This is a genomic window from Ruegeria sp. YTSC230, from assembly GCF_059609665.1.
Window position 1 is genome coordinate 1 of record NZ_JBXWMC010000019.1, and the last position, 23,727, is coordinate 23,727.

The 23,727-nt window shown below is 54.5% G+C and carries 21 protein-coding genes and 1 pseudogene; 9 read left to right on the forward strand and 13 right to left on the reverse strand.

Annotated elements, in window-relative coordinates; translation table 11 throughout:
- The first annotated feature begins 90 nt into the window (after positions 1-90).
- A complete protein-coding gene (locus AC2FD9_RS22785) occupies positions 91-252 on the forward strand; it encodes a hypothetical protein (protein WP_496838904.1) in 162 nt (53 codons plus the stop codon).
- A 318-nt stretch (positions 253-570) separates the two neighbouring features.
- Positions 571-2,466 (forward strand): amidohydrolase, encoded by a 1,896-nt coding sequence (locus tag AC2FD9_RS22790; RefSeq protein WP_496838905.1) that lies wholly within the window; start codon positions 571-573, stop codon positions 2,464-2,466.
- A 227-nt stretch (positions 2,467-2,693) separates the two neighbouring features.
- Here the strand turns inward: AC2FD9_RS22790 and AC2FD9_RS22795 are convergent, their stop codons facing one another.
- The gene (locus tag AC2FD9_RS22795) at positions 2,694-3,332 is read right to left on the reverse strand and encodes a class I SAM-dependent methyltransferase (RefSeq protein WP_496838906.1); all 639 of its coding nucleotides are present in this window, start codon (positions 3,330-3,332) and stop codon (positions 2,694-2,696) included.
- A gap of 93 nt (positions 3,333-3,425) precedes the next feature.
- On the opposite strand from AC2FD9_RS22795, the gene AC2FD9_RS22800 reads away from it, so the two are divergent.
- Positions 3,426-4,337 carry a LysR family transcriptional regulator gene (locus tag AC2FD9_RS22800; RefSeq protein WP_496838912.1) on the forward strand — a complete coding sequence of 304 codons (912 nt, stop codon included), beginning with the start codon at positions 3,426-3,428 and terminating at the stop codon, positions 4,335-4,337.
- A gap of 16 nt (positions 4,338-4,353) precedes the next feature.
- Entirely contained in the window at positions 4,354-4,845 is a 492-nt protein-coding gene (locus AC2FD9_RS22805) for a P-loop nucleotide/nucleoside kinase family protein (RefSeq protein ID WP_496838907.1), read from the forward strand.
- A 211-nt stretch (positions 4,846-5,056) separates the two neighbouring features.
- Here AC2FD9_RS22805 and AC2FD9_RS22810 read toward each other — a convergent pair whose 3' ends face one another.
- Positions 5,057-5,371: a hypothetical protein gene (locus AC2FD9_RS22810; RefSeq protein ID WP_170383373.1), complete on the reverse strand. Its 315-nt coding sequence runs from the start codon at positions 5,369-5,371 to the stop codon at positions 5,057-5,059.
- A gap of 392 nt (positions 5,372-5,763) precedes the next feature.
- On the opposite strand from AC2FD9_RS22810, the gene AC2FD9_RS22815 reads away from it, so the two are divergent.
- Positions 5,764-6,750 carry an adenylate/guanylate cyclase domain-containing protein gene (locus AC2FD9_RS22815; RefSeq protein WP_496838908.1) on the forward strand — a complete coding sequence of 329 codons (987 nt, stop codon included), beginning with the start codon at positions 5,764-5,766 and terminating at the stop codon, positions 6,748-6,750.
- Positions 6,751-7,357: 607 nt separating this feature from the next.
- On the opposite strand, the gene AC2FD9_RS22820 is transcribed toward AC2FD9_RS22815, so the two are convergent.
- From AC2FD9_RS22820 to AC2FD9_RS22845, 6 genes are all read right to left on the reverse strand, one after another.
- Positions 7,358-8,536 carry an acyl-CoA dehydrogenase family protein gene (locus AC2FD9_RS22820; RefSeq protein ID WP_142638596.1) on the reverse strand — a complete coding sequence of 393 codons (1,179 nt, stop codon included), beginning with the start codon at positions 8,534-8,536 and terminating at the stop codon, positions 7,358-7,360.
- Positions 8,537-8,657: 121 nt separating this feature from the next.
- Complete coding sequence (locus AC2FD9_RS22825) at positions 8,658-9,749, reverse strand: AraC family transcriptional regulator (protein WP_246097261.1); 1,092 nt, start codon at positions 9,747-9,749, stop codon at positions 8,658-8,660.
- 128 nt (positions 9,750-9,877) lie between these two features.
- A complete protein-coding gene (locus AC2FD9_RS22830; protein WP_142638594.1) occupies positions 9,878-11,062 on the reverse strand; it encodes an acetyl-CoA C-acyltransferase in 1,185 nt (394 codons plus the stop codon).
- Positions 11,059-13,179: a 3-hydroxyacyl-CoA dehydrogenase NAD-binding domain-containing protein gene (locus AC2FD9_RS22835; RefSeq protein WP_142638592.1), complete on the reverse strand. Its 2,121-nt coding sequence runs from the start codon at positions 13,177-13,179 to the stop codon at positions 11,059-11,061. The genes AC2FD9_RS22830 and AC2FD9_RS22835 overlap by 4 nt, the downstream gene beginning before the upstream one ends.
- Positions 13,180-13,190: 11 nt before the next feature.
- Entirely contained in the window at positions 13,191-13,877 is a 687-nt protein-coding gene (locus AC2FD9_RS22840; protein ID WP_058277181.1) for a dimethylsulfonioproprionate lyase family protein, read from the reverse strand.
- The gene (locus AC2FD9_RS22845; protein WP_142638589.1) at positions 13,874-15,478 is read right to left on the reverse strand and encodes a fatty acid--CoA ligase; all 1,605 of its coding nucleotides are present in this window, start codon (positions 15,476-15,478) and stop codon (positions 13,874-13,876) included. The genes AC2FD9_RS22840 and AC2FD9_RS22845 overlap by 4 nt, the downstream gene beginning before the upstream one ends.
- A gap of 237 nt (positions 15,479-15,715) precedes the next feature.
- On the opposite strand from AC2FD9_RS22845, the gene AC2FD9_RS22850 reads away from it, so the two are divergent.
- Positions 15,716-16,639 carry a LysR substrate-binding domain-containing protein gene (locus AC2FD9_RS22850; protein WP_058277183.1) on the forward strand — a complete coding sequence of 308 codons (924 nt, stop codon included), beginning with the start codon at positions 15,716-15,718 and terminating at the stop codon, positions 16,637-16,639.
- A gap of 33 nt (positions 16,640-16,672) precedes the next feature.
- On the opposite strand, the gene AC2FD9_RS22855 is transcribed toward AC2FD9_RS22850, so the two are convergent.
- From AC2FD9_RS22855 to AC2FD9_RS22865, 3 genes are all read right to left on the reverse strand, one after another.
- On the reverse strand, positions 16,673-17,731 hold the full coding sequence (locus AC2FD9_RS22855) for a quaternary amine ABC transporter ATP-binding protein (RefSeq protein WP_074738238.1): 1,059 nt from the start codon (positions 17,729-17,731) through the stop codon (positions 16,673-16,675).
- 12 nt (positions 17,732-17,743) lie between these two features.
- Positions 17,744-18,772: an ABC transporter permease gene (locus AC2FD9_RS22860; protein ID WP_496838909.1), complete on the reverse strand. Its 1,029-nt coding sequence runs from the start codon at positions 18,770-18,772 to the stop codon at positions 17,744-17,746.
- Between the two features lie 67 nt (positions 18,773-18,839).
- Positions 18,840-19,811, reverse strand: a complete 972-nt coding sequence (locus tag AC2FD9_RS22865; protein WP_142638587.1) for an ABC transporter substrate-binding protein — start codon at positions 19,809-19,811, stop codon at positions 18,840-18,842.
- 656 nt (positions 19,812-20,467) lie between these two features.
- Here AC2FD9_RS22865 and AC2FD9_RS22870 point away from each other — a divergent pair.
- The 3 genes from AC2FD9_RS22870 (at position 20,468) to AC2FD9_RS22880 (ending at position 22,112) form a co-directional block, all read left to right on the forward strand.
- Entirely contained in the window at positions 20,468-20,887 is a 420-nt protein-coding gene (locus tag AC2FD9_RS22870; RefSeq protein ID WP_496758579.1) for a hypothetical protein, read from the forward strand.
- A gap of 98 nt (positions 20,888-20,985) precedes the next feature.
- Positions 20,986-21,414 (forward strand): plastocyanin/azurin family copper-binding protein, encoded by a 429-nt coding sequence (locus tag AC2FD9_RS22875; RefSeq protein WP_496758575.1) that lies wholly within the window; start codon positions 20,986-20,988, stop codon positions 21,412-21,414.
- Positions 21,411-22,112 (forward strand): RNA polymerase sigma factor, encoded by a 702-nt coding sequence (locus tag AC2FD9_RS22880; RefSeq protein WP_496838910.1) that lies wholly within the window; start codon positions 21,411-21,413, stop codon positions 22,110-22,112. The genes AC2FD9_RS22875 and AC2FD9_RS22880 overlap by 4 nt, the downstream gene beginning before the upstream one ends.
- Before the next feature lie 196 nt (positions 22,113-22,308).
- Here the strand turns inward: AC2FD9_RS22880 and AC2FD9_RS22885 are convergent, their stop codons facing one another.
- On the reverse strand, positions 22,309-23,418 hold the full coding sequence (locus AC2FD9_RS22885) for a Gfo/Idh/MocA family protein (protein ID WP_496838911.1): 1,110 nt from the start codon (positions 23,416-23,418) through the stop codon (positions 22,309-22,311).
- Positions 23,415-23,600, reverse strand: a pseudogene (locus AC2FD9_RS22890) (sugar phosphate isomerase/epimerase); the annotation flags it as partial. The pseudogene AC2FD9_RS22890 and the gene AC2FD9_RS22885, both read right to left, overlap by 4 nt.
- Between the last annotated feature and the right edge of the window lie 127 nt (positions 23,601-23,727).

The following is a 23,727-nucleotide window of genomic DNA, read 5'->3' on the forward strand; positions in this document are numbered from 1 at the left end:
AAAGGGCTGCGTCTTGTCATCCTGCGACGCTAAGTGCTCGCCCTGCCCGCCTCAATAAGTTTCTTCTGACAGTGCCCACCTGAGACGCTGGTGCCTGGTCTGGAAACTACTTTGCAGTGGCAGCGCGGCAACGAAGTGCTGGGCGATATCCGTTGCAAAGTGGCGGTGGAAACATTCCAAGAGGTCGACCTGCTGCGACACGGCGGCGTCCTGTCAAAGATCATGGGTCTCACCCTTGAAGGCCGCGAATAGAACAACCTGCTTTGAACGAATAGGGCAGAGCTGGCTCATGCGGTTGTAACTAAAAATGCTAGGCGAATGCACTTTTTGAACTGCTTTCCATCACACCAACGTCCAGTTTCGCGAATTCGAAGCCATTGGCAGATTCTGCAGCATTTTACACTTTGGGCTCAAGGCAGACGTTCCTCTAAACTCGTTGAGCGTCTGCTGAGCGGACTAAGCGGACGCTCGCAAAGAAACAACTTCAGCATACAAACCTATTCGAAAAACTTTTGGCTGCCGCCGCGTTTCTCCGGCATAGTGCAAAAAACAGACGTCAGGAGGTCAGAAATGCCTAAGATTAGCCGACGCGGATTTCTTAGATCAGGGCTTGCCGGTGCAACTGCCTTAACGCCACTCAGCACTGCGTTTGGACAGTCCGGTTCACTCTCTGAATTGGGAACGGCAATCGTACCACTTCCTGAGGTGACGGTTTATACGGCTAAGGAAATAGTTACACTTGATCCGGCAAGGCCCTCAGCTGACGCCGTCGCCGTCGTAAATGGCCGCATCCTTTTGGTTGGTAGTATTGAAGACGTTGAAGGCATCCTTAAAGGGCAGCGCTTTAAAGTTGATACAACGTTTACCGACCACGTTATTGTCCCTGGATTTCTCGCTCAGCACGATCACCCGCTACTGGCAGCTCTCACGATGTCTTCAGAAATCCTTTCGATCGAAGATTGGGTTTTGCCGACTGCCACAGTTCCTGCCGTAAAGGACAAAAATGACTTCACCGACCGGCTAACAAAAGCAGTTGAACAGCGTACTGATCCGTCTGAACCAGTCGTTTCATGGGGGTATCACCCAGCATTTTATGGCCCGCTTACACGGGAGGATCTTGACGCCGTAAGTTCGACCCAACCAATACTGGTTTGGGCGAGGTCTTGTCATGAGATGATCCTGAACAGTGCCGCACTAGAAATGGGAAATGTCACGCAGGACGTCGTCAATGGGTTTGCAGCTACGGAGCAGGCACAGTCCAAATTTTCGGAGGGGCGATTTTGGGAACAGGGATTGTTTGCGGTGCTGCCCTTCATCGCCTCAATTGCTGCAACCCCAGAGCGGTTGCAGTCCGGTTTGGCACTGACTCGTGATTACATGCACGCCAAAGGCATCACGTTTGGAAACGAACCCGGCGGCATTCTGGCCAAGCCGGTTCAGGACGGTATCAACGCGGTTATGTCCAGTCCTGACATGCCCTTCCGTTGGTCTTTCATGCCGGACGCCAAAACTTTGGTCGACACCTATTCCGATGATGCTCAGGTGATCGCCGAGACCGAAAAACTGGAAAGCTGGTATGGGGGCATGACCAGTCTTGCGCCCAAGCAAGCCAAGCTGTTTGCGGATGGGGCGATCTATTCGTTGCTCATGCAAGTGCGTGATCCATATCTGGACGGCCACACTGGCGAATGGATGATGGACAAGAGCCTGTTTGATAGAGCATTCCGCATTTACTGGGATGCAGGTTACCAAATTCATGTGCACGTGAACGGAGACGCAGGACTTGATCGCGTTCTGGACGCACTCGAAATAAATCTGAGACGCAATCCGCGCTATGACCATCGGACCGTTCTGGTTCATTTCGCGGTTAGCGCAGAAGAACAGGTGCAGAGAATTTCGGAGCTTGGCGCCATCGTCAGTGGCAATCCATACTACGTCACTGCCCTTTCAGACCAATATTCTTCTGTCGGTCTCGGGCCGAAAAGAGCGGATGCGATGGTACGTCTCGGCGATATTTCGAAGGCAGGGATCTCCTGGTCGCTGCATTCTGATATGCCAATGGCACCAGCCGATCCTCTTTTCCTGATGTGGTGTGCCGTAAACAGGGTGACTGCTTCCGGTCGTGTCGCGGGACCGGATCAACGGGTCAGTGCAGAGGAAGCCCTTCGAGGTGTCACGATCGAAGCCGCCTATTCATTGAAACTTGAACATGAGATCGGCAGCATCGAACCGGGGAAACGCGCAAACTTTACCATTCTCGACGACAACCCTATTGCGGTGGATCCAATGAAAATCAGGGACGTTAAAGTCTGGGGAACCGTGATGGAAGGGCGGGTTTTTCCAGTTGAAAAGGTAGTGAGGAAAGCGTCGTTGATGCCTCCGGTCGGTGGAGTTGGCAACATAGACGCTGACTTTGCACGAGCAACACTTGAGCATGCTCTCAAAGTTGTACACACACACATTTAGCTCTTATTTTTTTGCTACGAGTTGTAGGAAGAGGTTGTCCGGAATAGGCTCGAAGCAGCCGTTCGCAAAATCGCGATGTATGTCCGCTTTGCGGACAAAACGGCCTTTCGCAACAACACTCTTAAGGTACAAGCAGACCGAGTTAACTCCGTTCCTTCCAGTATGAAAGTATCGTGCAAGTTTACGCAAAGATCGTTTCAACGGATGCAGCTAAACGAACTAAAATTTCAAGATTTTTGCGCGACAATATAGCGGCTCTGGAGCATTGAGGCTTGATCAGAAGTATAATGCACGTCGAAGCCTGCGGACGCGATTTTCCTTTCAAGCATTGATCCAGACACAAAATGCACAAACGGGGCTTTCCCAAGAGCCTGCATGACTGGGATGGCGATCCGACTGATCATCGCATACTTGAAACCACCGCTCTCAGGTGCGCAGACGGTTTTGGATATAAAAAGCCCACCGGGTTTTGTAAGCGCGGAAATGTGCTCGAGCGCTTGGTCCAAATCGGGCAGAAGATGAAGCAAATTATGCGCCAAGATCGCATCGTAAGAACCTTCATCTAAACCGTGCTCAAGAACTTCAGCCACCTTGAAAGTGACGTTCTCCAATCCTTCTTTAGCACGCTTCTCATCGGCAATCTTGATCATGCCCGGAGCGAGATCCGTGGCAGTGACATGGGCGACATGCGGTGCAAGCAGCAGCGCGGTTGAACCCGTCCCGCACCCGATTTCCAGTACGATGTCCTCCGCTTTCAGGTAGGACTTCGTAAGCTCGAGTGTTTTCAGATACCCTTCCATATTGCGGATTGGGTCTGCCGCGTACTTTTGCGAGATTTTGCTCCAGAACGCGGCATCCTTGGACAAAGCAGTCATTTCATTACTCTCAAAAAAGGTTGTTGCCGTATCCTTTACTTCCAAACAATCATTTATGGAATTGCCACAATTTGCAGAAGTGTTATGCATAAATGCATGAACTGGAAGGCAATCAATTTCGACTGGAACCAGGTACGGTCCTTTCTTGCGACAGCCGAAGAAGGCTCGTTTTCTGCAGCGGCACGCGTTCTTGAGCAAACTCAACCCACTGTTGGCCGTCAAGTTGCTGCGCTGGAAACGGCCCTTGACATCACCCTGTTTGAAAGAGTCGGCAAGTCGCTTAATTTGACGACTGCTGGCGCCGAGCTTTTGTTGCATGTCAGAGAAATGGCGGATGTGGCGAACAGGATTTCTCTTACTGCGACAAGCCAGTCGCAAGCTGTTGATGGGCAAGTCAGGATTACTGCGTCCGATGTGATGTCTGCTTATCAGCTGCCACCTATACTGAAAACGATCCGACTTGCGGCACCGCGACTAGAGATCGACATCGTTGCTGCAAATGACATACGAGACCTACAGCGACGTGAGGCTGATATCGCAATCCGACATGTGCGTCCAACTCAGCCGGATCTGACAGCAAAGCTTGTCGCCGAGGCAACGGCCCATTTTTACGCAGCACCTTCGTACCTTGATCAGGTGGGACGGCCGAAAAATGAAAACGAACTTGCGAAATTGGACTTTGTCGGGTTTGGCGACATCGACACGATGATCGGTTTTCTCGATCCGGCGGGCATTAAAGTAACACGAAAGAGCTTCAGGATTGGCTCACAAAGCGGGATTGTATCCTGGCAACTGGTGCGCCAAGGTTTTGGCATATGTGTAATGTCGGATGATGTGGCTGCCTTAACACCTGGTGTGGAGCGCGTGCTCCCCGACCGCGAGCCGTTTAAGTTCCCGATTTGGCTGGCGACACACTCCGAGTTACATACCGCACGAAGGATCAGGTTGGTGTTTGATCAACTGGCGGACCAACTTAGCGCAGGGACCATCAGGTAGTCCGGGAGTTCGTTCTATGTCACAGGCTATTTCAACGCTTCACTTGCTATGCGGCAAAGTCGCTTCTGGAAAATCTACGCTGGCAGCGGAACTAGCGAAAAGAGACGCAGTCGTGCTCATTTCGGAAGATGAATGGCTTAGCGCCCTGTTTGGCGACCAGATGAAGTCCCTGCAGGACTACGTGAATTGCGCTTTGAAACTGCGACCGGTCATGGGGCGTCACGTGGCTTATTTGCTGAAGGCTGGCGTTTCAGTGGTTCTCGATTTTCCAGCTAACACAATTGAAAATAGAGCTTGGATGCGCGACTTGCTGAAAGACACTACTGCGCAGCACCACCTTCACTTTTTGGATTTGCCAGATGAGGTTTGTCTGCACCGGCTGCATAAGCGCAACAGAGAAGGCGCGCATGCCTTTGCACCAACAGAAGATCAATATCGCCGTATTGCGCGGCATTTCGTGCCACCATCACCCGAAGAAGGTTTTAACATCGTAACTCACCGTCAGTAGCGGCGGCACCAAACATGTTTCGAGCACCTACTCTGCATCGACGGATGAACGACTGCTTTGGGCTCAACGCGGACATCGTAGTCATTTGGTCAGATATCCGCTTATGGACGGATGGCAGACCTAAACTTAAGAAACGTGAATGTCTGCTATGCGAACTATAGGGGCGCTCAAAGAGGTCGCTGAGCAGCAAGATCGTTGTGAAATCGAAGGGCTAAGTCCAGGCGACAGCTGTTCCAACAAGAACTAGTGCCATCCCGGCAGCTTCTTTGACTGAGTACACCTCTTCGAAGAAAAAATGTGAGACTACACCCAAAATTATGACTTCAGCTCCCATTACAGCCACGTAAATCAGCCCCAGTTTTTCATGCCCCAGAGCAGCAACTTCGAATGCGCCGGCTGTCAGTAAGGCAACAGCGATTATGGTTGCCACGCCCAGGCTGGGTAGTGTCCACCATGACTTCATGGCGACCATAGCAATACAATAAAAAAGAGCAGATAGCAGTGCGAGTGCAGCAACCATGTTCATGATTAAATCTCCCTCGATACCAACAAAATATCAGAATGAAACTCATTGAGATGTGACCTAATTCACAAAGCAAATTTCAAATTTGCAGGAGTCAAAACTACAGATATTGTCAGCGGCCTAATAGGACGTTTCGTGCTCGGTTTGGTCATTCGCCGAAACTTCGCTAGCGACCGCGAGGCGGACAAAGCTGAAACTCGAAGCAAGCCCTAAGTGCGCTGGCGAGACGGAGCTTCAACAACTCTGTCTCAGGTCTGCATGGTCCAAGGTGTGCTTGGCGCCTCTACCATCTTCTTCCTTGATTACATGCTTGTGCGTGGGCAGCATAAAGGTGGTAGAGTTCAGTACGGCTAATTCCAGATCGACGAATTTACTTTGCGCTTGTTTCGCATGTGTTGGGAGTAACAGTTGTGGTCAAGGCTTCTCCTGAGATACTTGCTGTTACAGAACGCTGGTTTGAGGCGATCAGGACCCTAAATACGCACGTTTTGAAGGACTACCTTTCCGACTCGGTCGATCTGCGCTTCATTGGAACTGGCGAGAATGAGTTTTGGAAAGGTCAGGTTGTCCGCGATGGAGTCGGCGAATTCATCGGCGAAATGCCAGAGCCGGATGTGTGGGAAGTTCTCGAAGCCGAAGCCTTCGAGAACGGAGAGACGGGCTGGTCTGCTTTTCTACATCGGGTTGGGTTTCCCGGGCTTCGAGATGATTACATCGTCCGCACGGTGCTGGTATTCGTCTTAGAGGGTGCGTCATGGAAGATCATTAATCGTCACGCCTCTCTTCCCTACCCAAATATAGATTTTGTAGGTAGCGAACAGTTAGCCATTCAAACTCTTGTGAAAGCTGCGCTCGAAGAAGGTCCGGAATTGCTTCAGGCAGAAGGTTTGGCCTCGGTGCTGTTTACTGATGTCGAAGGCAGTACGATGCTCGCGGCGGCCATGGGAGATCAGGGTTGGTCGGCGTTGATAGATCAGCATTTTCAGACTGTTGAGAGTATTGTCGCAACACATCGGGGGCAATTCGTGAAGTCGCTGGGAGACGGGACATTGTCCAGTTTCCAATCAGCGACTGAAGCGCTTCTGGCGGCGATCAAAATACAGGAAGCCGTGGCTTTGAGCGATGTGGAACCGCGCTTGGGCCTACGAGTTGGCATTCATACCGGCGACGTTGTTTTGGCGCGTGGCGACTTCTTCGGAACCGTGGTCAACAAAGCGGCTCGCATAACTTCATCGGCCAATCCGGGTGAAATTCTAGTGTCGGATGTGACGAGAGCCATAGTTGGGGGAAATCACGAGTTCAAATTTGCGGCCGCACGATCTTTGGTCCTCAAAGGACTTCCAGATGATCACACAGTCCACCGTTTGGAATGGAGGCGATAGCTGCTCGCTGGGTATGACCTCGAAGATCAGCCCCGCCCCCGGGGGATAATTCAATCAAACTGCCCTTTTCGCGGAATGCCCTTGCAAAGTGAACACACCCACTCCGCAGTTCCATCAATTGGCCTGCCCTTGCTCTTTAAATCACGGTGGGAAACAACCTGCTGATCGCGGCAAAATGGACAGGTAGCAAGGGCAAAGAAATCCGGAATATGGGTGACTTTCTTAGGTACGGGGTTGCAAACCATTTGGCACTCAGCAGTGAATTATTCCCTGTTGGCTATCACATATCGCCGTTTTTCTCCACGTCTGCTTTGGGCTCGTTGCGGTCATCCGACGGTTTTACTCAGATGACCGGTTGATCACGTAAAGCAGACATTGCGAGGCGTGGTTCAAAAATCCGAACTTGAATGGCTGCTTTTACCGGTACCGGACATTCGCTGCACCTTGCAGGAGTGTCTGAGTTGCGGGACAAAGTGTGAATTCGCTGCGTTTGCACCAAGGTCTGCAATCTCGAGTAACCGGCCGCACGTGTGCGGCCGATCTTTCGATTTTACCGATCTGTGAGGAGATTTTCAGGTTGGTTCCGCTTCACCGGGGGGTGGAACGTTCAGCCGGTTTCACCAAATCCTTTCGGTACTGGCAAATCAGGCAAGGTTGCCGCTCGTTTTTGCAGGGCCCGCCCGATAACTACACGGCTGATTTCGGTTGTCCCGTCCACAATCCGCAGCATTTGTGCGAGGCGGGACAAACGATCCAGACCATAAGGCTGCAGCAGACCCATACCGCCCAACACTTGCGTACAGGTGTTCGCAACCTTCACTGCGGCATCTGGCACAAACCGTTTGGCATGAGCGGCCATCAGAGGGCCTTCGGGTGTGCCAAGGGATTCTGCCGCCTTTCGATAAAGCAGCTTGGAGGCTTCAAGATCGGTCGCAACCTCACCCAGCATCCACTGGATTCCGTCCAGATCGAGGTTCTTGCCGCCAAACATCTTGCGGTTCTTGGAATAGGACAGAGCCGTATCCAATGCGGCTTGCATCAATCCACAGCATCCTGACGCAATCGACACACGGGCGATATCGATCGCCATGAGCGAGCCTTGCAAGCCCTGACCGATCGGCAGGATGATGTTGTCTTCGCTCACCACCACCTTGTCCATGTACATCTCGGCCAGAGGCAAGAAGCTGTAGGACGGGGTATCATAGAGCGGTCCAAAGCTGAGGCCCGGCGCGTCGGCGGGAATGGCGATCATCGCCATATCCTTGTGGCCGGGTGCGTCACTGGTTTTGACCACGGTGAAATAGACATCAGCCTCACCGGCCAAGCTGACCCATGCCTTCGCACCGCTGATCGTCCAAGTGCCGTCATCATTGATCTGGGCGCGCGAATACATGTTTGTGGCATCCGAGCCGGATTGCGGTTCAGTCAGTGCAAAGTTCGCCAGTTTGCGCCCCGAAGTCAGATCCCGCGCCCATTTTTCCTTGAACGCATCCGTGCCATAACCGCAGCCCGCGAAGGTGCAGATGTTATGCATCGACAGGGCAAAGGCATAGGCACCATCGCCCAACCCCAGTTGTTCATAGACCTGAATGCCCTCTGCCAGTGGCAAGCCCTGACCACCAAACTCCTCGGGGGCGTAGAGCCCCGTCAGGCCAGCGGCCCCGGCCTTGTCAGACGCATCACGGGGCCACTTCTTTGCGGCGTTCCAGGCGTCCACATTGGGCAGGATGACCTGCTCGGCGTGGTCGCGTGCGGCTTGGAGTATGGTGGCGAGTTTGTCTGACATTGGTCGGTCCTTTCAGGGGCGATCATTCTCATATGACGCCATAATCCCGCAGCCACGGATGGCCGGATTGATGGGCTGTAAAGGCGAAAATTTAGATAAGAATGCTTTGTTGCAACAAGATTTAGCGATCGGGCTTGCTAAGCTCTATCTCTTGCGCTGACAGATCATTGTCCAAAAGTGACAAAAACGGCGCCTTACGTTTTTTCCTGCGGTAGGAGCTTGGCCTGCTGCCGGTCCAACGCTGAAAGGCCCGATGAAAGTTGGCAGCCGAGGAAAAGCCCACATCCTGCGCAATTGCCTCAACGCTTTTGCGCCCCGCCTGCAGGTCGCGGATCGCGGTGTCGCGGCGCAGGGCGTCTTTTATGGCCTGAAACGACGTGCCATCCGCCTGCAACCTGCGGATCAGGGTGCGCGGGGTCATGTGCATTGCGGATGCTGTCTGGGTCAGGGTGGCCGCGTCCCATCCCGCTTGGCCCAGATAGGTGCGCACGCGCAGCGATTGGGTGTGTTCACGCGACGAGGTGAAAATCCAGTCCCGCGGCGCGTTTTGCAAAAACCGGTCAAGGTCAGCGGTGCTGCGCGTCTGCACGGGACCCAGTGCATTCGGATCGAACGAGATTGCGGTGGCGGGCTGGCCAAACCGCAGCGATGCAGGAAAGATGATCGCGTAATCCTGATCAAAGTCCGGGCGATCAAACGCGAAATCAACGGCTTTAACCGGAACCTCATGCCCTGCCAGCCAAGACATGAGCCCGTGGGCAAGTTTGAGGATCAGCATGTGGCCAAACCGTTGCACAGGCGCATCTGTTTGCGGGTTCAGGCTCAGTGTGAGGGCGCTGTCAGTGTCATCCAGATCAAACTGATAGTCATCCAGCAGCAAATTCCAGAAGGTCGAAAACCGGTAAAGTGCAGATGGCAAGGATGTGGCTTCGCGCACTGTCGTCAGAAGGTGTTGCAGGGCACGCGGTCGCACGGGCCTGCTCCAAAGCCCCATCATCTCATCGCCGGTCTCAACTGCAGCAAGTTGATAGAGGCAAACGATCTGATCCAGCGTGACGCGACCATTCGGCGAGCGCGTATCCGCGTTCAGACCGGACCGGCTCAGCAGCGAAGCCATCTGCGCCTCTGGGCACAGGGCACGCAGCGCCGCCAGCCAGTCATCGACAAACTGGCTGGAAACCGTGGAAAGGATCGTTGGCGCGACATTGGTCATAACGCCTCAGGAGGTATCACCAATTCCGGTCGACATGAAACGCAGGCTTGCAGATGGCGACCCTCGCAGATGACAGAATGTCAATGTCTCAACCAGATAACGCTCTGCTTGAACTAATTTCAGTGGGGTCAGGCGACTTCGAACAGTGCTGCGGCGCCCATGCCTCCGCCGACACACATGGAGGTCACCACGTATTTCACGCCACGACGCCTCCCCTCAATCAGAGCATGCCCGACTTGTCTCGCACCTGTCATGCCGTAGGGGTGGCCAATCGATATTGCACCGCCGTTCACGTTGTAGATTTCGGGATCGATCCCAAGATGGTCACGGCAATACAGAACCTGGCAGGCAAAGGCTTCGTTAAGCTCCCAAAGGCCGATGTCTTCGATGCGAAGACCTGCATTCTTCAGCAGCTTTGGAATTGCAAAGATCGGGCCGACCCCCATCTCTTCCGGTGCGTTTCCTGCAACAGCCATGCCGCGATAGATACCTAGCGGTGTGAGGCCCTGCTGCTCAGCCACTTTGCCTTCCATGAGCACACAAGCCGAGGCCCCGTCAGAGAGTTGGCTTGCGTTTCCGGCAGTAATCACGCCTCCTTCGACAACTGGGTTCAATGCCCCGAGAGTTTCGGCCGTCGTGCCCGGCCGGTTGCCTTCGTCTTTTGACAAGGTCACCTCGTCCAGGGTTTCCTCTCCGGTTTCGCGGTTCTTGACCCGCTTTATCGCAGTGATCGGAACGATCTCGTCATCAAAGGCGCCAGCGGCCTGAGCCCGGGCCGTCCGACCTTGGGAAAGTGCAGCGTATTCATCCTGGGCGTCACGACTGATCCCATATACCTGCGCCACATTTTCCGCCGTCATCAGCATCGGCATATAGGCATGTTCAGATTGGGCGATAACGTTTGGATCTTTCTCATCGCCCGCCCATTTCAGATAGGCATTCTGCAGGATGGAAATATTTTCCTGCCCGCCTGCCACCGAGACATTCTGACCATCCACAATGACCTGCTTTGCGGCCGTCGCAATGGCCATCAATCCCGATGAACATTGCCTGTCGATCGTCTGTCCTGCCACCGTATTGGGAAGGCCCGCCGCCAGCGCCGACAAACGCGCGACATTCATGCCTGCGGTTCCCGCCGTAAGGACCGATCCGATGACGACATCTTCGATCGAACCGGGGTCCACGCCTGCACGTTCAACAGCGTGTTGAATGGCGTGCCCCATCATGGTAGGGGATTTGATGTTGTTCAGCGCACCTTTGAAGGCAGCCCCAATAGGGGTTCGTGCGGTTGAGACGACAACGGCTGCTCTCATGATTTTTCCTTTTTGGCATCAAAATGCGCGGCAAGTGTTACGCACGAGGTTGCGAGTTCTTCCAGCAAAGGCGCAGGCGTGAACCACATCTCACCATAGGCACCAAGCGACTGCCGATAGTGGTTCATGCGTTCCAGAATCTGGCTTAATCCAAACTCGTCGGCATAGTGCATTGGGCCGCCGCGCCAGTTCGGAAAGCCATAGCCGTTGGTCCAGATCAGGTCGCAATCACCCGGGCGCGTTGCAATGCCCTCTTCAAGGATCAAGAAGCCCTCGTTGATCAGGGGAAACAGACACCGTTCAAGGATTTCCTGATCGTCGATGTCCCTGCGCTTCACACCATGCAGGTCCGCCAGATCGGAACTGATTTGAACTATCTCAGGGTCTTCGACCCGTGTCCGTCCCTCGTAGACATAGCTTCCACGCCCGGTTTTCTGACCCAGTCGGCCCAGTTCAAACAACCTGTCCTGCACAGCCTGGTATGTCGGGTCATGCGCGATTTCACTACGCCGTTCCTGACGCACGCGTGCGCCCACATCGACTCCGGCCAGATCTGCCATCGCATGAATGCCCATGGCCATGCCGAAGCCTTCAAGGACGTCATCCACCTGTTTCGGCGTCACCCCCTCAAGAAGCAGACGAGATCCTTCGCGGAAGTATGGTTCCAGCATCCGGTTTCCAACAAAGCCGTAGCACACGCCAACCGTGACAGGGAGCTTCCGGATCTTCTTTGCGACCGTGATTGCCGTTGCAATGACATCGGGAGCGGTCTTGGCGCCGCGCACCACCTCCAGCAAGCGCATGACATTGGCCGGGCTGAAGAAATGGAGACCAATCACATCCTCCGGGCGGGACGTGACCGCGGCGATTTCATCAAGATCCAATGTCGATGTGTTTGAGGCCAGTATCGCGCCAGGTTTGGCGTGCTGGTCTAGGCTCGCGAAAATTTGGTGTTTGACATTCATGCTTTCAAACGCCGCTTCAATGATCAGGTCAGCCTTCGCAAGGTCTGCATAGCTGAGCGTCCCGGTGGCGTTGGCGGCGATTGCCTCTGCCCGATCGGCACTGAGCCGCCCTTTTTGAGCCGCACGCTGGAAATGCTCCCGGACCTTTTCCAGCCCCTGTTCCAGCGCAGTTTGTGTGGTTTCCAGAAGCGTGACCGGATATCCCGCCTGCAGAAAGGCGATGGCAATGCCGCGCCCCATCGTTCCGGCACCGATCACGGCGACCGATGAAATGCTACGTGGTTGGTCAGCACGGGTAACGCCGGGAACCTTGGTGCATTCACGCTCTGCGAAGAACAGATGCCGCCCCGCGCGCGATTGAGGTGTGTCGAGCAGTTCAGCGAAACCTGCCTTCTCTTGTGCCAACCCCTCGGCCAGCGGCAATTCGCACGCGGCCTCGATGGATACCAAGCAGCGTTCAGGGGCGACAAGGTTTTTGGACGTGTGCGCTATCTGGTCTCGGAAACCCGTCAGATATCCCTTCGGATCAGGGTGTGTGACGGTCATATCCATGCAACCGCGTTTCGGATCGCCCTCATGGCTGACACGGGTGGCGAAACCCAAAACATGCGCGCGAAAATCCTGGTCGTTCTCAAATAGTGCGTCGACCAGCCCACAAGACAGGGCATATTCGCCTTTCACGGGATCACCCGAGAGGATCATTTGCGTTGCCGCTTCCAGCCCGGCAATCCGGGGTAGTCGCTGGGTGCCTCCGGCACCAGGCAGCAGCCCCAGTTTGATCTCAGGTAGGCCCATCACGGCATCCGGCGTGGCGACACGGTAATCACAGGCAAGCGCGATCTCCAGCGCACCACCCATCGCGGGACCTGCTATCGCGACGATAATGGGTTTCTTGCTGGTTTCAATCGTTTCACACAGGTCTGGCAAGTCCGGCTTGTCCCAAACTGCCCCGGTACGGAACTCGACGATGTCAGCGCCGCCGCAAAAGAGCGGCAGAGCCGAACATAGAACGATGGCTTTGACCTGTTCATCGGCGTCCAACTCGTGGATGGCCGAGGAAAGCGCCAGTCGCATCTTGAGACCAAGAGCGTTCACTGGCGGGGCATTCAGCTCAATGAAAGCGACACCCTCGGTATGTTTAATGGAAATCATGTTTGGAAACCTCAATTGGACTGTTTGGCAAGATCTTGTTCGATCTCTGCCCAATCGTCGAAGTGGATTACATTGCAGGGTGAATTCACGTTCTCGAGCCAGACAAAGACGGAGATGAATGGCTGGTCATAGACCCGGGTGGCGTGGGGATCGCCCGCCGCGTTCCAGATAAGTGATCCAGCCGGATAATCCTGCCAGTCACGGGTGCCAAACCGCCAACCAGATTTCTCGGAAAGGTTCAGGTACAGTTCTGGCGCGTCGTGGTTGTGGTCGCGATACAGCGTCCTTGGTCCCAGCATGAAAATGCCAAGGTTGAAATCGAGATGGTGATATCCACATGCATCCGGCCCGATCAGCAGAGTATGCAGGTTGCACCTTGTGTATCCCTCTCCCAAATCGGCACCGGGGGGATAGAATTGGGCGTTGTCTTCGCGCCAGATCAGATCATCCTTGGCCGCTTTCAGACAGCCTGCGATTTCCTGCAATTCCGGGGCTGCAATCCCGGCGACAGCGTTCTTCAGAACCTCATCATGCCGGGTTCCTTGGGGAGGTAAGTCAATGAGCTTCTCATCGGACAGATCCATGGCTGCCAGCTTGTCCAACGTCAGATCAACGCCGCGCGTGGCAGCTCTGTGAGCCTGCAGATAGGTGACAATCGATTGAATAAGCGCCTGAATACGACGTTGTTTGTCTGTCATGATTTTAGGTCCGAGCGCGTTGAAATATCTTGCCGCACGAGTTTCTTGTCGAGCTTGCCGACGCTGGTTTTAGGTAGGCGGTCGACAAAGATTAATTCGTCTGGAACTGCCCATTTTGAGATCTCGCCTGCGTCAACCCACGACTGGATTTCTTCCATGACTCTCAAGCGCACAAGATCCGGGTCGGCATCCTTTGCGGCTTGAGCGACCAACACTGGCCTTTCGCCCCATTTCGCGTGCGGCAGCCCGATTGCTGCGACGTCCTCAACGCCGCTGCAAGACGATGCTATGTTTTCCAGTGCCAGTGAGGATATCCATTCGCCGCCGGTCTTAATCACATCCTTGAGGCGGTCAGTAATCTGCAACGATCCATTCTCGCGGATATACCCAACATCCCCGGTATGCAGATACCCACCGTCCCAAAGCTCATCCGAGGCTTGCGCATTATCCAGATAGCCTTGTGTCAACCAGGGAGCCCGAGCAACAACTTCGCCGGTTGTTTCGCCGTCATGTGGGACGTCCTGCATATCCGGTGTCACAACACGAAGGTCGACAAGAGGGCCGGGAAAGCCGGTTTGCGCCTGCATCTCGGGGTCATTGCTGGACAAATCGGCCACCGTCAGAAACGGACAGGTTTCGGACATCCCATAGGCCGCATGTAAGGATATGCCTGCCGCCGCGGCGCGGTCCTGCAGGCCTCGCGGCAAAGCGGCCCCGCCAATGATCACTTTCCATCTGTCCAGGTCAATTTGTGGGCAGCCCGGATGGTCGAGCACCATTGACAGAACCGTGGGCACGCAGTGTGAAAAGGTGACGTTTTCGTCTGCAATCAATCGCAAGATTGTGTCAGGGTCATATCGACCGGGATAGACCTGACGCAGCCCCAGCATCGTTGCGGCATATGGAAATCCCCAGCCGTGGACGTGAAACAAGGGCGTCAGCGGCATGTAGACGTCGCCGCGATGAAATCCGGCATTCCCGGGCCATGCGCCGAAACCTGCGATCAAGCTCAATGTGTGAAGGACCAACTGCCGATGTGAATAGCTCACCCCCTTGGGATTGCCGGTGGTCCCGGTTGTATAAAACAAGGTTGCCGTTTGGTTTTCATCGAAGTCCGGGAAGTCAAAGCTGCCTGGGGCTTTGCCTATCCACTCTTCATATCCTTCTCCGTCTCCAATCGGCACGATGGTGATGTCCCGATCAAAGCCCGATTTGATACCCTCAATGAGCGGCATGAAATCGCGGTGCACGATGATCAGATCCGGTTGTCCATGGTTGATCGTATAAAGAACCTGAGCAGGAGACAGACGCACGTTGATCGTGAAAAGGGACCCGCCCATCATCGGGATCGCGAAAAAACACTCAAGATAACGGTGCGTATCCCAATCCATGACACCAACGCGCATACCCTCATGTATCCCGCTCGCCTTTAAAGAATTGGCAAGTTGGCGCACGCGTTTGCCCAAGTCCGCATAGCTCAACCGCATTTCGGTGCCGCTGACGATCTCTTGGCTGGCTGACGCGAGCTGGGATCCGGCCAGCAAGTGTTTAATCAGCAACGGATAGCCATATGCATTTGGCGAGGGTGAAAGTGGTGGCATGAAGGTGGAATCCCATAACATCTCTATCTGCTAATCTGGCATTTCTCACCCCGTGGAAGAATTGAAAGAAATTTCCTTTCATCAAGAAATTCTAACCGATCACATCGCACCGCGAATTGCGTGCTACCCCCTGACAGGTTATGAAAAAGAGTATCAATACCCTGCTATGTTCGCGCCCGTCGTCGGATAACTCTGCTTGAGGGTAAGCAGAATTGATTTCATCGAGGAGATGCAGCAATGACCACTCACATGCCCACGCTGGTTTCACTGCGCGCTTTTGAGGCGGTGGCGCGTCACAAGAGTTTCCGAAAGGCCGCTGACGAGATTTGTGTGACGCATGCGGCAGTCAGCCACCAGGTCAAAGCATTAGAAACAACAATCGGTGTTAAACTACTGGAACGCACAAGCCGTTCGGTCGAGCTAACACCGGCTGGCGAGCAATATTACCCGCCAATACGCGAACACATTCAGGGAATCATCAAAGCCACTCGGCGCATCCAGACACCTGAGGAACCGGACGTGTTGCTCGTTCAGTCCTACGCAAGTTTCAATACAATGTGGTTACAGCCCAGATTGGCAGACTTTCTTCAGGATAATCCGGACACACGCGTGCGCATCGTCTCTACTTTTGAAGACGGTGATTATGACATGCACCGGTTCGATGTGGGCGTGTTCAACGCGCCACCATTTGACAAACGGTTTGACTATAGCCCCTTGTTCGAAACGGATATCTACCCGGTATGTGCTCCGGAGGCCTTGAAAACCGCAAGCGGTGGAATGCCGCTGGAAGAGCTAAGAAATTTCCTGTTGCTGAGTGTCCCAAACACATGGAATGAGCCGGATGACTGGGACTGCTGGTTGGATGCGGCGGGCTTAGATCGCGAAACGATGAAATTTGGCTCTGTTTTCGACAATTACCCGCTGGTCCGTGAAGCTGTTCTAAAAAATCACGGTATCAGCGTCGCAAGAGCACCGTTTTGCACGCGTGACCTTGAAAGGGAGCGCCTGGTCAAACCGTTTGATATTTCGGTGCCCGAGCCAGGCAGCTGGTATCTGGCGACGCAAAAAGAACGTGCACCCAACCCAAAGCTCGATACGTTTGTTGACTGGCTGTTCGAACAGATCGAAGCCGACCCAACCATGCGGCTATTTCGGGCCTGATCTGATGAATTCCAGCTTTGTCGTCAGCGCGCGTCAGGACTGACGTGCGCCTGCTTCGGATGCGACGCGAGGGACGAGTGCGCGAACCAGTTCAGTCATATCCAGTGAGCCGACTGTCTTCTCCCCATCCTTGACAACATAGGCGTGTGACGTATCCCCGCCGGACCGCGCGATCATGCTTTCGAGCGTGTCGTTCACGTCCACTTCGCCATGGGCATCTTCTGGCACTTGGCCACCGTCCAGCGGGGTCATGATCGAGCGGACCCGCAGAACCCGTGCTCGGTTGATGTCGCTCACGAAGTCTTCGATGTAAGGATCGTTGGGGTTCAACAGAATATGCTGCGGCTCGCCCTGCTGCACGACAAAGCCGTCTTTAAGGATCACAAGGTGATCGGCCAGCTTCAACGCCTCATCTAGATCGTGAGTGATGAAGATGATGGTCTTGTGCAGCTCTTTTTGCAGCTCGAGCAGCAGGTCTTGCATGTCTGTTCGGATCAGTGGGTCAAGAGCCGAGAAAGCCTCGTCCATCAGCATGATCGGTGTGTTCGCGGTCAGCGCCCGGGCAATGCCCACACGCTGTTGCATCCCACCGGACAATTGCGCTGGATAATGGTTCTCGAACCCGCTCAGACCCACGCGATCCAGCCACTTGGCGGCTTCACGGTCGCAAGTCGCCTCGTCCTCGCCGCGCACCGAGAGCGGCATGCCTGCGTTCTTCAGCACGGTTTTGTGCGGCAAAAGCGCGAACTTCTGGAACACCATCGACATCTTTTCCTGTCGAGCATGGCGCAACCCGTCCTCGGACAGTTGCATCACATCCTCACCCTGCACGATGATCTCGCCCGCAGTGGGTTCGATCAATCGGTTCAGGTGGCGGATCAGCGTGGATTTGCCCGAGCCTGACAGGCCCATGACAACTGTGATTTCGCCCGCCTGCATATCGACGTTGATGTTGTTGAGACCCAATACGTGCCCGTGCCGTGCCAACAATTCTTCCTTGCCCATGCCTCCTTTGACATGCTGCAACACGTCCTTGTCGCGGGTGCCAAAGATTTTATAGAGCCCGGACAGGCTGACCATTGGTTGTGTCATCGAACAGGCTCCTTAGTGTTTGACTTGGGTTTTATCGACCCGTGTGAGAGCTGCTTTGGACACGCGATCAAGGATCACTGCGAGCAGCACGATGCCGATGCCAGCGACGATGCCCACACCCAGTTCAAGGTTCCGGATACCGCGCAACACGTTCACGCCCAGACCGGGTGCCGACACCAGGGAGGCGATCACGACCATGGCAAGGCTCATCATGATGGTCTGGTTTATTCCGGCCATGATATTGGGCAACGCCAAAGGGAGTTGCACCCGCAACAGTTTCTGGCGATCTGTCATGCCAAAGGCATTGGCCGCCTCAATCACGTCCCTGTCGACAAGCCGGATGCCCAGATCGGTCAGGCGGATCACAGGGACAATCGCGTAAAGGATGATTGCAATCCCGTAGAGTTTGGATTCCGTGACCGAGAACAAGAAAATCAGAGGGATCAGGTACACGAAGGTCGGCAGGGTCTGCAGCAGGTCGAGTAACGGAACCACGCTTTTTTGCAATCGGTCAGATTTCGACATGGCAATGCCAATGGGTACACCGAACAGCACCGATATCGTCGTACATACAAAGATGATCGACAGAGTCTGCATCGCCACATCGTAGTGGTCTACGACGGCCAGCAGCATAATCGAGACGGCGACGAAGATCGTCACAGGGCGCGAACGCGACGCGTACCAGGAAATCGCCACCAGAAGCGGGACCATGATGAACCATGGCGTCGCTTCAAACAGCCAAAGTGCGCCATCCAATATCCAGCTCAATGGCTGCGTGATCGGGTCCAGAACGGTTTTCAGGACCGGTTTGGCTGCCAGAAACCCTTCTTCGATCCCGTTGGTTACATCGCGCGACTGCCATATGCGGTTGCAGCTTTCGTGCAGATTATCAAACGAGGGAATTGGAATGAGCGGCTCAGAGGCCTCTTCTCCTCCTGCTTGCGCCGCAAGATCAGCCAGCGAAAGAGGCGCTTTGTCATCGGACGTGCCACACCATTCGCTCAAACCCAATGCGCTGAATAACTTGTCATAGAAGGCCATTTTTCCCACTTTCCGATCTACTTCAGTGCGTTAGGGGCATCGCTGAGGATGCCCCTGTCCATGCAGTTTACTGCAGCAAGGCGGAAAGTTTGTCGCGCGCAGCATCGTTAAGCCACGCCCCCCAGACATCCTTGTAGGTTGTTAGGAAATGCACCGCGCCTTCATCGTAGGAGGCATTGTTGTCTTCAACCCATGCCAGCGTTTCGCCCATCTGAGCGTTGGTGAAGGATAGATTTGTCATCAGGTCAGACACTGCTGCGTTTTCGGCCATGAATTCTTTCGACAGAACTGTAACGACTTCACTGCGGGGGAAGGCGCTCATTTCTGGCGTCGCGCATTCCGCTGTGATGTTGCAGGCGTGCTTTTCAGGGTCATGGGGGCCCATATCGACCAGGGTCATCGGGTATTTGCCCAGTACCGATGTTGGTGCCCAATAAAAGCCGAACCATGGCTCTTTGTTTTCGTAGGCGGCAGCGATCGAAGCCGCAAGGGTTTCGCCTGATCCATGCACGAAGTTTTCAATGCCTGCATCAATCAGCCCGCCTGCCTTCATCAGGTTGGTGCTGACATTTAGACAGGTCCATCCCTCGGGGCAGTTGTGAAAGCGATTTCCGACGAGTTCGGGGTTGGCTGCGATGCCTTCAATTGTTGCCAGTTCCGGATGCTCTTCCACAAGGTAGTTCGGAACAAAGAACCCTTCGACACCGCCATCTGACAAAACTTCGGTCACAGGAATGATCGCACCTGAAGCAACCAGCCCTTGGTAAGCCGGCGCGCCGTTTGTCCAGATTTCAGTCAGAATATCGGGCTCTCCGGTCTCGGATACGGATGCCAGCGCAGGGTTGCTCGAGAGCGGAACCGTGGTCACTTCGCAACCATAGCCTTGCTCCATCAGAAACTTCGAGACCGCGGTCACAATTTGCGCTGACCCCCAATCGGCCTGCATCAGTGATACTTCACCGCATTCGTTTGCCTGGGCCGCCGAAGCGGTGATTGCCGCAGCAAATACGCACCCGAGACCCGCTGAAATCTTGAACATTTCTTTCCTCCTTGTCATCGGCGAAACAGGGGCAGAGAAACGCTCCAAGCCAAAATTCGCCTTGTTTGTAGTGATGATTTGTACCGACAGGCCTAATGGCAAAAAACTGAAAAGAATTTTGGATCATGTACAATTGTTTACAGGTGGAGAGTTGAAGCCAGGCTCGAATTTAGTGACCTCCGTTCCAACGAAAGCTTCTTAGATGTAAATCCATAGGTGGCTTATGCGTGTGTATTATTGCCTCTTCTCAGGAGTCGGCAGGAGGAGTGATCAAACCCGGGGACGTCCGTTCTGTGCTCATCACGCCCATTCGAACTAGCTGCAGCATCGGTAGATTGGGCTCATACCAGACTCCGGTGCCGTTGCAGAAAGGGCCCCTGCCCCACCTATAACTGATCATGCGGACGGCCCATTCCGGACGTTGACCACCCTGTGGTGATGCCGCAGTGCGGCCCGTCGAAGGAGACATTCGCTGCGAGCGCTAAATCTGGAATTAGTTGATTTCATACATCGCTGACAAAGCTGCTCTTCAATGCATTCACCACCTGTTTTGAGCGAATTCGTAGAATTTCGGGAACCTTTCCGCCTTTCCTGCATCCAATGAACCATGAGCGCACGAATGCGCAACTGATGAAAACCTTGGAAAGGACCCAACCATGCTTAGAAGCACCGTATTTGCTTTTGGATTTATCGTCACTGCCGTACCAGCGGCCAAAGCCCACGATGAACAGGCTCTCGCGAATGCCCCCGCCGGTGATCCTTATGTAAAGGTGAGCGATGTTCTCCCCCTGCCTGAGTTCATCCCAGGTCTGGGAACACTCTTCGTTGACCCGGCCACACTGCCCGCCGGTCCGTTTCTCGCTTATGATCGGGACGGGCGTCTGTCAGCTACGATCTACATGACCCCATTCGACGATCTGCAAAACGGTACGTCATTCGATGGACTGAATATCGGATCACATACAGTCAGTTCGACAGATATTTATTACAATGCTGGGCACCCCGGCGTGGATAAACCGCATGTGCATGTCGTTCTGTTTCACGATGAAAATGCAAAAGATCGTCTGGCCGAATGATCTGTACGCGACGTCATGCTGTATGGCTTGGGGTGTGTGCAGTCGCCTTCGTCGCTGGTTCGCGGAGCGTGCTTGCGCAGCCGACCGCCACAGTAGAGATGCGCGGAAGTCCCCGTGGCGAGCGCATCTGGTATGATCCTGTTGGTCTTGCCGTGTCTCCGGGCACCACCGTCCGGTTCATCAATCGCGATCCCGGCAACAGCCATACGGCAACCGCCTATCATCCGGCTAACTATGATCGAAGGCAGCGCATTCCCACTGACGCCGACCCATGGGACAGCGACTTTTTGCTTCCGGATGAGCATTTTGAAGTCACTCTGACTGCACCAGGAGTATATGACTACTATTGCCTACCGCACGAAATGTCGGCGATGGTCGGTCGTATAGTGGTTGGAACCCCTGGCGACGCCGGATGGGAGGGAAGTTCAAACGACAAGAGTGATGTGTCGGAAGAGGTCCTGGCAGCTTTGCCTTTGGTACAGAGGATCCTTTCGGAAGGCACCGTGAGCAGGGAGGACGGATCATGAAGGTCCAAACAAGCCTTCGGCAACAAGCATCCGCCGATGCGGCCAAGTCGGAAGCTGAGCTAGTAAGAGCCGTGCGTGAAGGAAGCGAACTCGCAGTCCGGGAGCTTATCCGTCGCCTGAACCCCCGCTTGTTTCGCGTCGCCCGAGGTATCCTCGACAGCGAGACCGAGGCAGAAGAAGCGCTGCAAGAGGCTTATCTCTCTGCGTTCAGCAAACTGGAGGGGTTTCGTGAGCATGCGAGCTTTTCTACCTGGATCACCCGGATCGTGATCAACACGTCGCATTTGCAGCGCAGGCGAACGCGTTTTGCCGAAGAATACGACACCGTAGCTGAAACCAGCACACCTAAGGTGATTGCTTTCCCGAGACAAAACTCTGAACTCCCCGACGCAACGCTAGGACGCGCGCAATTGAGAGGCTTTCTTGAAACGGCCGTGTCCGATCTGCCGCCCAATCTGCGACTGCCGTTCCTGCTGCGCGAGACAGAGGGCATGAGTATTCTTACCATCGCAAGCGAGTTACAGATCAACCCGATAACCGTAAAAACACGCCTGTTTCGCGCCCGCCGCCGTTTGCGAACCGCAATCGAACACCGGGTCCAAGGAGATTTCGATGCTATCTTCCCATTTGGCGGCAAACGATGCGCCAACATGACCTGTCGCGTAGTAGCGCGATTGCAAGCAGGCGGTGCACTCTGACGCAGCACTCTCGGCCCTTTCCGGACTTTCACGTTACCCTCACGATGCTGCGTTCACTGCCCACATAGCCGCCATTCGCTGCAAGTGCTCAATCTCGACGCAGGCAATTGTCTGGATCGCGGGACAAACCCGCCGTTTCGCTGCGGCCGCCCGAATGACTGCCTATGCTTTTTAACGAACGCATCGGATAGATTGCTCATTTTCGCACCCAAGCCGCGCCATTCGCAGAACTTGTCTGACAGGCAGTGATAAACCACATCCCGTCAAGAGCTGCACCGATACCCGGGAGTAGTGTCCCATCGCTCGATTGTGCAATGGCGTCCGCCGCATCGCTGTATATGTTGGCGAAACCCTCCAAATATCCTTCAGGATGACCCGGTGGGATACGTGTCCAACGGTCTTGCCCATCACCCAGTCCAGAACCGCCCCGCGTTAGGATTTGCGTCACGGCCCCAAACCTTGTGAATCGCATCACGTTCGGGTTTTCCTGACACCATTCTAGGCCACCCTTATCCCCGTAAACGCGCAATGCCAGTCCGTTTTCCTTGCCCACGGCAACCTGGCTGGCCCAGATCATGCCCCGGGCTCCCCCCTTAAACCGCAAGAGGATGTGGGCGTTGTCATCGACCTGACGTCCTTCGACAAAACTGTGTAGGTCCGCAGTCAGTGCTTCCGCCTCAAGACCAGATACAAAGGTGAGTAGGTTGAAGGCGTGTGTGCCAATATCGCCAACAGCACCCGCGCCCGATTTTTTGGGGTCCGTGCGCCAGTTGGCCTGCTTGTTCTGGGTGTCTTCAGTTAGCCAATCCTGAGCATATTCAGCCTGCAGGATGCGTACCCGTCCCAATTCACCACGAGCAATAATCTCGCGCGCTTGTCGCATGAGTGGGTAGCCAGTATAGTTGTGGGTAATAATAAACCTCGCATTGGACGTCTCGACAGCGCCATGTATGGCTTCGGCATCTTCTCGCGTCGCTGCAAGGGGTTTGTCGCAGATAACGTTTATTCCTACACTCAGAAATGCAATTGCCGGGTTTGCGTGCAAGTGGTTAGGCGTCACGATCGCCACTGCGTCAATTCTATCAGGTCGCGCTGCTTCCGCAGCGGCCATCTCTGCGTAGCTGGAATAAGAGCGATCTGGTTTGATACCGAGGTCGGCTGCCGACGCCGCAGCACGATCCGGATCAGAAGAAAATGCTCCCGCGACAAGGTCCCATTTCCCATCGAGACGGGCGGCGATCCGGTGAACACCTCCTATAAACGCCCCGTGGCCACCGCCAACCATGCCAAGTTTCAAAGGTTTCATAGGCCCAACATCCGCTTGATTTGCGCCTCTTCGCGGTCGCCGCCCGCGAAATCGTCAAAAGCTTTGTCAGTCACCTCAATCAGATGGTTGGCAATAAACGGCGCACCTTCGGCCGCCCCTTGTTCGGGTGACTTGAGGCAGCATTCCCATTCCAATACGGCCCAGCTGTCATAGCCATACTGGGGTGCTGTCAGACGAATTCGAACCAGTCTCTGTTTACCCCTAAATGCCGGAACTTATGCTGAACAAAGTTGGCGCCACTCGGAGAGAGCAGCGGCGCGGTTGAGCTTGAAATTGTCTCTGCTGTAG